At 65.7% G+C, this 9,020-nt stretch carries 7 protein-coding genes, 1 tRNA gene and 1 pseudogene; 8 read left to right on the top strand and 1 reads right to left on the bottom strand.

Annotated features, from left to right (window positions below; translation table 11 throughout):
* Both B3T59_RS23620 and B3T59_RS23615 read left to right on the top strand, forming a co-directional pair.
* A pseudogene (locus B3T59_RS23620) lies at positions 1–608 on the top strand (HNH endonuclease); the annotation flags it as partial.
* 61 nt (positions 609–669) lie between these two features.
* Positions 670–742, top strand: a tRNA-Arg gene (locus tag B3T59_RS23615).
* A 302-nt stretch (positions 743–1,044) separates the two neighbouring features.
* Here the strand turns inward: B3T59_RS23615 and B3T59_RS23610 are convergent.
* Positions 1,045–1,419 carry a cupin domain-containing protein gene (locus tag B3T59_RS23610; protein WP_064861940.1) on the bottom strand — a complete coding sequence of 125 codons (375 nt, stop codon included), beginning with the start codon at positions 1,417–1,419 and terminating at the stop codon, positions 1,045–1,047.
* 68 nt (positions 1,420–1,487) lie between these two features.
* Between B3T59_RS23610 and argS the strand changes: the two genes are divergently transcribed.
* The 6 genes from argS to B3T59_RS23580 form a co-directional block, all read left to right on the top strand.
* Positions 1,488–3,140: an arginine--tRNA ligase gene (gene argS / locus B3T59_RS23605; protein ID WP_287005278.1), complete on the top strand. Its 1,653-nt coding sequence runs from the start codon at positions 1,488–1,490 to the stop codon at positions 3,138–3,140.
* On the top strand, positions 3,137–4,555 hold the full coding sequence (lysA, locus tag B3T59_RS23600; protein ID WP_064861942.1) for a diaminopimelate decarboxylase: 1,419 nt from the start codon (positions 3,137–3,139) through the stop codon (positions 4,553–4,555). The genes argS and lysA overlap by 4 nt, the downstream gene beginning before the upstream one ends.
* A gap of 60 nt (positions 4,556–4,615) precedes the next feature.
* Positions 4,616–5,923: a homoserine dehydrogenase gene (locus tag B3T59_RS23595; RefSeq protein WP_064861943.1), complete on the top strand. Its 1,308-nt coding sequence runs from the start codon at positions 4,616–4,618 to the stop codon at positions 5,921–5,923.
* A complete protein-coding gene (thrC, locus tag B3T59_RS23590) occupies positions 5,916–7,010 on the top strand; it encodes a threonine synthase (RefSeq protein WP_064861944.1) in 1,095 nt (364 codons plus the stop codon). The genes B3T59_RS23595 and thrC overlap by 8 nt, the downstream gene beginning before the upstream one ends.
* A 19-nt stretch (positions 7,011–7,029) precedes the next feature.
* A complete protein-coding gene (thrB, locus tag B3T59_RS23585; RefSeq protein ID WP_251723231.1) occupies positions 7,030–7,968 on the top strand; it encodes a homoserine kinase in 939 nt (312 codons plus the stop codon).
* 419 nt (positions 7,969–8,387) lie between these two features.
* A partial coding sequence (locus B3T59_RS23580; RefSeq protein ID WP_287005277.1) for a Rho termination factor N-terminal domain-containing protein occupies positions 8,388–9,020 on the top strand: 633 nt, incomplete at its 3' end.

Here is a 9,020-nt window from a genome sequence, read left to right as displayed (position 1 = left end):
ACCGGGTGGTACCGACAAACATCCCCGAAAACGCTGACGGCACGTTCACCCTGCCCGCACACGGCACCGACCCCTACCGCCCATCCACCGCATTAGATGAAGCGGTGCGATGCCGCGACGGCTACTGCGTCGACCCCGGCTGCAGCCATTCGGCATGGACCGCCGACAACGATCACGTCACCGAATACGACCACCACACCCCGGCTGCAGGTGGGTCCACCAGCTACGAGAACCTCAACACCAAATGCCGGTACGGGCACATCACCAAGACATTCGGCGACTGGATCGATGACCAGTACCGCGACCCGGTCACCGGCCGGTTGGTCACCGAATACATCACCCCGGAAGGATTCGTCATCCCCGGTGACGCCGAAACGTTCGAAGACACCTTCCCCGGACTACGCCGACTCCACTTCACCCCACCGGCCACCGGTGATCCGCCACCGCGTCGAATCGAACCACTCGAGACCACCCCGCGCCGACACACACGCGCGGCGAACAAACACGCCCGACGCCGCGCCGAACGACACCGCAACCGCCAACGCCGCCTCACCCGCGACGTCGACAAATCCCTTGTCGACAACTCAGCCGGACCACCCCCGTTCTGACACACGCGTGCCGGGTTGGGATCCGTTCGCGCTGTGGGTTAGGCTTGCTGTCGCCCGTTGAGCCCCCGTAGCTCAGGGGATAGAGCGTCTGCCTCCGGAGCAGAAGGCCGCAGGTTCGAATCCTGCCGGGGGCACCGTTTCTTATCTCCGGGCCCGCAGATCACCGCGGGCCTCGGTAAATACTCCTCATGTCTCCGTACGCTGTGCCTCTCCGTACGCTGTGCCTCTCCGTACGCTCGGACGAGGAGAGCGTCGCCAATATTCGTTCGTACTGTCCGGTCTCCGCAATGGAATGGGGCCTCGCGTGGAATGGAACTTTCAACGCCTGTCCAGTGGGACGTGGCAGCCGCCTTCACTGATCAACTATGGAAACACGCGCAACACCAGCAACCGGGCGATCCTGCGCCCTATGTCCATCTCACTCCGTAAGAACCCATCATTGGGCCCGGAACCCCGACTCCGCATCGTCGGCAAGCCCGACGTACAGCCGTCGCCACGGGTCGTCGCCGAGCAGTTCCCACCGATGGCCGGTGCCGTCGGTGTCCTCGGCGACCAGGACGACCCCGGGTTCGAGCCGGAATTTCTCTCCGTCGCGGGTGACGAAGTCCAGCACACCGGCCAGGGTGATCACGTACTGACGCCGCGGCGCGGTGTGCCAGGCGAACGAGCCGCCCTCGGCGGTCTCCTGGAACGCAGCGGTGGTCGTTGCAGTCTCGGCAGAGCGCAGTGTGTGCGCGTCGAGTGACACCGAGCCGTGCTCGACGTGGGATCGGCCGTCGGTGTCATTCCAGAGTCGTATCGCAGGGATCACGGTTCAAAACTCTACGATTCACCAGGCAGTTGCGGCTTGCTGAAGTGGGGCCAATAGGATGGTGACCTGTGACTCCCGCCGATCTCGCCGCATTGTTGAGTACCGTGACCCGGACCGTCGTGTCCGATCGCGGACTCGACGCGTCGCTGGTGCCCGAATCCGTGGTCGTCGAGCGTCCTCGCCACGCCGATCACGGCGATTACTCGACCAACGTCGCACTTCAGCTCGGCAAGAAGCTCGGTGTCAATCCGCGCGAACTCGCAGGACGGCTCGTCGAGGCGTTCTCCGCTGCGGATGGTATCGAGAAAGCCGAGGTCGCGGGCCCGGGATTCGTCAACATCTGGCTGGCCGCGTCGGCCCAGAACAGCGTCATCGAGACGGCCCTCACCCAGACCACCGAGTACGGCAAGGGCGACGAGTTCAGCGACAAGACCATCAACCTCGAGTTCGTCTCGGCCAACCCGACCGGCCCGATCCACCTCGGTGGCACGCGCTGGGCCGCGGTCGGTGATGCTCTCGGACGGGTGTTGGCAGCACGCGGAGCCAAGGTCACCCGCGAGTACTACTTCAACGACCACGGTTCTCAGATCGACAAGTTCGCACGCTCACTGGAGGCGTCAGCGCTCGGCGAGCCGACGCCCGAGGACGGGTACGCGGGCGAGTACATCGTCGACATCGCGAACAAGGTGGTCGAGGCCGTCCCCGACGTCCTCTCGCAGCCGCAGGAGCAACGTCGTGAGACGTTCCGGTCGGTCGGCGTCGAGTTGATGTTCGACCACATCAAGTCGAGCCTGCACGAGTTCGGGACCGACTTCGACGTGTTCACCCACGAGAACTCGATGTTCACCTCGGGCCTGGTGGAGGAGTGCATCGCCGAACTGCGCGCCAACGGCAACCTCTACGAGTCCGACGGCGCGTGGTGGCTACGGACGACGAACTTCGGCGACGACAAGGACCGTGTCGTCATCAAGAGCGATGGCGAAGCCGCCTACATCGCAGGAGACATCGCCTACTACCGTGACAAGCGCAACCGCGGTTTCAACCTGTGCATGTACATGCTCGGCGCCGACCACCACGGCTACATCAAGCGACTCAAGGCCGCCGCCGCAGCTTTGGGTGACGACCCCGACACTGTCGAGGTGCTCATCGGGCAGATGGTCAACCTCGTCCGCGACGGCAAGCCGGTGCGGATGAGCAAGCGGGCCGGCACCGTGATCACGCTCGACGACCTCGTCGACGCGGTCGGAGTCGACGCCGCGCGCTACGCGCTGATCCGCTCGTCGATCGACGTGAACATCGACATCGATCTCGACCTGCTGGCCAAGCAGTCCAACGACAACCCGGTGTACTACGTGCAGTACGCACACGCGCGGCTGTCGGCGATCGCGCGCAACGCCGACGAACTGGGCCTCAAGCCCCGACTCGAACACCTCGACCTGCTCGACTCCGACACCGAGGGCGATCTGATCCGCACGATCGGCGACTTCGACGAAGTCGTGGCGACGGCGGCGCAACTGCGTGAGCCGCACCGCATCTCGCGCTACCTGGAGTCCCTCGCGGGTGCCTACCACCGGTTCTATGCCCACAATCGGGTGCTGCCGCAGGGCGATGAAGAACCCGGTGACATCCACGGCGCGCGGCTTGCGCTCTGCGCGGCAACCCGCCAGGTTCTGCGCAACGGGCTCGACCTCATCGGCGTCAGCGCTCCGGAGCGGATGTGAACGCGCATCCGGCGGGACCGCGCCACGCCGAGACCCAAGCGGCACCGCAGTTGGCCCAGCAGCCGAACGACCCGGCCGCGGTTGCGCAGATCCCGGCAAACGTGTTCCCGCGCAATGCTGTTCGTGCCGAGTCCGGCGAACTGACCATCGCGGGCGTTGGAGTCGGTGAGCTGGCCGAGACCTTCGGCACCCCGCTGTTCGTGCTCGACGAGGATGATTTCCGCTCACGCTGCCGCGACATGATGACCGCGTTCGGACCCTACGGACGTGTGCACTATGCGTCGAAGGCGTTCCTGTGTAGCGAGGTTGCGCGCTGGGTCGACCAGGAGGGTCTGTCACTCGACGTCTGTTCGGGTGGCGAGCTCGCTATCGCCCTTCACGCGGGATTCCCGGCAGAGCGAATCGCGTTGCACGGCAACAACAAGAGCCTCGATGAACTCGACGCGGCACTCGAGGCCGGCGTCGGGCACATCGTGCTGGACTCGATGATGGAGATCGAGCGCCTCGACCGTTTGGCGGGCGAGCGCGGTGTTGTCGCCGACGTACTGATCCGAGTGACCGTCGGCGTCGAGGCCCACACACACGAGTTCATCGCCACGGCACACGAGGACCAGAAGTTCGGTTTCGCGCTGTCGGGCGGCGTCGCCATGGAAGCGGTTCGCCGCGTCTTCGCCACCGATAACCTTCGACTGGTGGGGCTGCACAGCCACATCGGCTCGCAGATCTTCGACATGGACGGCTTCGAGCTCGCGGCACATCGGGTGCTCGGGTTGCTCCACGACGTCGTCGACGAGTTCGGTGTCGACAAGACGTCGCAGATGTCGATCGTGGATCTCGGTGGGGGACTGGGTATTTCGTACCTTCCCGACGAACGTCCACTGCCCGTCGCCGATGTCGCAGAGACACTGGCCACCATCGTCCGTCGCGAATCGCAAGCGGTTGGCCTGCCGATGCCGACGATCGCCGTCGAACCCGGCCGCGCGATCGCCGGGCCGGGCACCATCACGCTCTACCGGGTCGGGACCATCAAAGACGTCGAACTCGGCGGCGGGTCGGTACGTCGCTACGTGTCCGTCGACGGCGGAATGAGCGACAACATCCGGACGGTGCTGTATCAGGCCGAGTACGACGTGCGGCTGGTCTCGCGGGTTTCCGACGCCGATCCGGTGGTCAGCCGCGTCGTCGGAAAGCATTGTGAGAGTGGCGACATCGTAATCAAGGACTGCTGGCTACCCGGCGACCTCGAACCCGGCGATCTGATCGCCGTCGCGGCGACCGGTGCGTACTGCTATTCGATGTCGAGCCGATACAACATGGCGATGCGGCCGGCCGTGGTCGCGGTGGCTGACGGTACGGCGAGGGTGATTCTTCGCCGCGAGACACTCGACGACTATCTGCGGCTGGAGGTGCGCTGAATGAGTAACGGTGTAGGGCAAGACAACTCGGTAGGGCAAGACCAATCGGCGGGACAAGACATGACAGCGCAGGACAAGACGATCGGCGTCGCGGTCCTCGGTATGGGCAATGTGGGTTCCGAGGTGGTGCGAATCCTCGAGGACAACGCCGCCGACCTGCGGGCTCGGGTCGGTGCGCCCGTTGATCTTCGCGGCGTCGCGGTGCGTGATCTGACCCGGCCACGCAAGATCGCTCAGGAACTGATCACCGACGACCCCGCAGCACTCGTGGCACGCGACGACGTCGACATCGTCGTCGAACTCATGGGCGGAATCGATCCCGCCCGCGAATTGATCCGCACCGCACTGCAATCGGGCAAATCCGTGGTGACGGCCAACAAGGCGCTACTCGCCGAGTACACGGGCGAACTCGCCACCGCAGCCGCCGACGCCAAGGTCGACCTGTACTTCGAGGCGGCCGTCGCCGGAGCAATTCCGGTGGTGCGTCCGCTGATGCAGTCTCTCGCGGGCGACACGGTCGAGCGAGTCGCCGGAATAGTCAACGGCACCACCAACTTCATCCTGTCGGAGATGGCGGAGACCGGTGCCGACTACGCCGAAACCCTCGCCGAGGCAGGACGTCTGGGTTACGCCGAGGCCGATCCGACGGCCGACGTCGAGGGCTACGACGCCGCGGCCAAGGCCGCGATCCTCGCGTCGATCGCGTTCCACACCCGCGTGACCGCGGCCGACGTCTACCGCGAGGGCATCACGAACGTGACGCCCGACGATCTGGTGGCGGCGAAGAAGTTCGACTGCACGGTCAAACTTCTCTCGATCTGTGAACGGGTGCGAGGCGCCGACGGCTCCCAGCGGGTGTCGGCGCGCGTGTACCCGGCGCTGATCCCGTTGTCACACCCACTCGCAACGGTCAACGGCGCCTTCAACGCAGTCGTCGTCGAGGCCGAGAACGCGGGAAGGCTCATGTTCTACGGGCAGGGTGCAGGCGGTTCGCCGACGGCATCGGCGGTGCTCGGCGATATGGTGATGGCCGCACGAAACAAGGTGCACGGCGGTCGCGGACCACTTGAATCGACCTACGCGTCGTTGCCGATTGCGTCGATCGACGAAGTGCCGACCCGCTACTACGTCTCCATGCGAGTCGCCGACAAGCCCGGTGTACTCTCGCAGGTCGCCAACGAATTCTCGAAGCGATCGGTGAGTATCGCCGCAGTCCGTCAGGAAGGCGCGGGCGACGACGCCCGGCTCATCGTCGTCACACACCGCGCACCCGATCGAGCTCAGTCGGAATGCGTTGCGGCACTTGAGGACATGGACTCCGTGACCACGGTGTCCAGCGTTCTGCGATTGGAAGGAACCGATGACTGACGCGACCAACGCACCCGCGCACGCGCCTGTGCATGCAGGCTGGCCAGGGCTGATCGAGGCCTATCGTTCACGACTGCCCGTCGGCGACGACTGGAAGGTCGTGACCCTCCTCGAGGGTGCGACCCCGCTCGTTCCCGCGCGCCACCTCTCCGAACTGACCGGCTGCGAGGTGTACCTCAAGGTCGAGGGACTCAACCCGACCGGCTCGTTCAAGGATCGCGGCATGACCATGGCCGTGAGCAACGCGGTCAACAACGGCAAGACGGCGGTCTTGTGTGCGTCAACGGGAAATACGTCGGCGTCGGCCGCGGCCTACGCCACCCGTGCCGGCATCACCTGCGCCGTGCTGATTCCCGAGGGAAAGATCGCGATGGGCAAGCTCGCCCAGGCGGTCATGAGCGGCGCCAAGATCATCCAGGTACAGGGCAACTTCGACGACTGTCTCGAACTCGCCCGCAAGGCCACCGCGGAGTTTACCGAGATCGAGCTGGTCAACTCGGTCAATCCGGCACGAATCGAGGGGCAGAAGACGGCGGCATTCGAAATCGTCGACGTCCTCGGCCGCGCGCCTGACGTGCACGTGCTCCCGGTGGGCAACGCGGGCAACATCACCGCGTACTGGAAGGGCTATCGCGAGTACCACGCCGACGGCATCAGCGATCTTCCGCGCATGCTCGGTGTGCAGGCTGCGGGTGCTGCTCCGCTGGTCAACGGCGCGCCGGTGAAAGATCCCGAGACCATCGCCACCGCGATCCGCATCGGGTCGCCCGCAAGCTGGAACCAGGCCGTCGCGGCCAAGGAGGAGTCGGGCGGCCAGTTCCGCGCAGCCACCGACGAGAAGCTGCTCGAGGCGTACCGACTCGTGGCGGGTAAAGAGGGCGTCTTCGTCGAGCCGGCGTCCGCTGCCAGCGTGGCGGGCCTGCTCGCGGCCCACGCCGACGGCTGGATCACTCCGGGCCAGACGGTTGTCTGCACCGTGACCGGCAACGGCCTCAAGGACCCCGATACCGCACTCCTCGGGATGCCGGAAGTCGAGGCGATTCCGGTCGATCCCGTCGCGGTTGCCGATGCACTCGGCGTCGCCTGAATCCGGGACGGACCGACGAATGGTCAGCCCGGATACGGTGTATAGGCAACTGCCGGAAGGTCTTTCGACCACAGTGCGCGTGCCTGCGTCGAGTGCGAACCTCGGACCGGGGTTCGACTCGCTCGGTATCGCGCTCGGGCTCTACGACGAGGTGGTTGCCTCGACGACGCCTGCCGGTATCGACGTCGACGTCGTGGGTGAGGCCGCCGCCGACGTGCCCCGTGATGCCAACCATCTCGTCGTTCGTGCATTGCTCGCCGGACTCGCGCATGCGGGCGTGTCGGCGGCAGGACTCCATCTGAAGACTGTCAACGCCATCCCGCATTCGCGCGGTCTCGGATCGTCGGCCTCGGCCGCGGTCTCCGGACTCGCCGCGGCCTCCGGCCTGGTTGTGGCCGCAGGCCTCGGCGATCCCATCTCCGACGCCGACCTGGTGCAATTGGCCAGCGCCTTCGAAGGTCACCCCGACAACGCCGCGGCCAGCGTCCTCGGGTCAGCGGTCGTCACCTGGATCGAACCCGGCGAGCATGCCCGCTACGGCGCGCGGCGACTCGACGTCCATCCCGGCATCCGGGCGACAGCCTTCGTTCCGTCGACCGAGTCGTCGACGTCGTTCACCCGAGGCCTGCTGCCCGACGACGTCCCGCGTGCCGACGCGATCTTCAACGTCAGTCGCGCAGCGCTCGCTGTCGTCGCGCTGACGTCCGATCCGAGTTGTCTGTTCGCGGCAACGGACGATCGGTTGCATCAGCCTTATCGCGCGGCCGCCATGCCGGAGACCGCGCGGCTCGTCGCCGCCCTCCGCGCACGGGGATATGCTGCGACGGTCTCCGGAGCCGGCCCGAGTGTGCTGGTCCTCGACACGCGATCAGTCGATTCGACGGCCCGCGAGTTCGCGGCCGAGCAGGGTTTTCGTGTGCAGCAACTCGAGATCGCGGGCGGCGTCCAGATCGGCTGAATCTCCTCATGCGGATTCGGCGTGTTGCCGGTACCATGCCTGGGGGGTTATCATAAACTGGTCTAGCCGCGCAGGCTCGTTCCGCCGTGCTTCTCACCGATCTCTGATCAGTATCCGGTCGGCTCCCGGGTGCGAATAAGAGCAGTCACCGATCTGGGGCATCGCGCAATCGGCGAGCTGGCATTTCTCGTCGAGAGCAGATTCTTGTCGAGAGCCCAGCAGTTCAGGCGAGAGCACAGCAGTTCAGGAGTGACACACCGCAGCCGGACCACAATCTTGTCCGCCCATCCAGCACGGACGGCGGTCATTTCCTCTGAAGGTCGACGACGCGTCGAGCCGATCGAGCGGCGTCGGACACCTCAGTAGGCGACATCACGACCTCACGCAGCATCTGACTGCGGAGGAACGAAAGGACATCCGTGACTGATACGGACCTGATCACCGCGCCAAGCGTCGCCGACGACCAAGGCGCACCCAAGACCAAGACACGCGCAGGCCTCTCCGGCATGGTGCTGACCGAACTCCGTTCACTCGCTGGTGAGCTGGGCATCAAGGGCACGTCCGGAATGCGCAAGGGCGATCTGATCGCCGCCATCAAGGAGCGCCAGGGCGCAGGATCACCTGCCGCCGACGCACAGAAGGCAACCGCACCCAAGGCCGAGGCTGTTGCCGGTGAGGCTCCCAAGGCGGTCCGCAGCGCGACCCGCCGTACGAAGACCGCGACATCTGCCGAGGCTGCGCCGGAGCAGATGACGATCACCTCCGAGACCACTGCGAGCCCGCAGTCGGAGAAGTCTGCCGGCAGTACTCCTGCCAGCAGTGGCTATGCCGACGGTGCTGCTACCGACTCGGCGAACGGTGCGTCGGTGGAGTCGAGCGCGCAGAGCACTCGGACCGACAGCGACCAGTCGAACAATCACCGCGGTGACAACGACCGTGGTGGCAACGGGCGCGGTGACAACGATCGCGGTGACAACGGGCGCGGCGAGTCCGACCACGCGTCGAACCAGGGCGGCAACAATCGCAACCGCACCCGCAACCGCAACGGTGGG

This window comes from Gordonia sp. UBA7860 (assembly GCF_002500165.1).
Lineage (GTDB): Bacteria > Actinomycetota > Actinomycetes > Mycobacteriales > Mycobacteriaceae > Gordonia > Gordonia sputi.
Note: the sequence above shows the minus strand (reverse complement) of the source record. Positions and strands in the feature narration are given on the sequence as shown.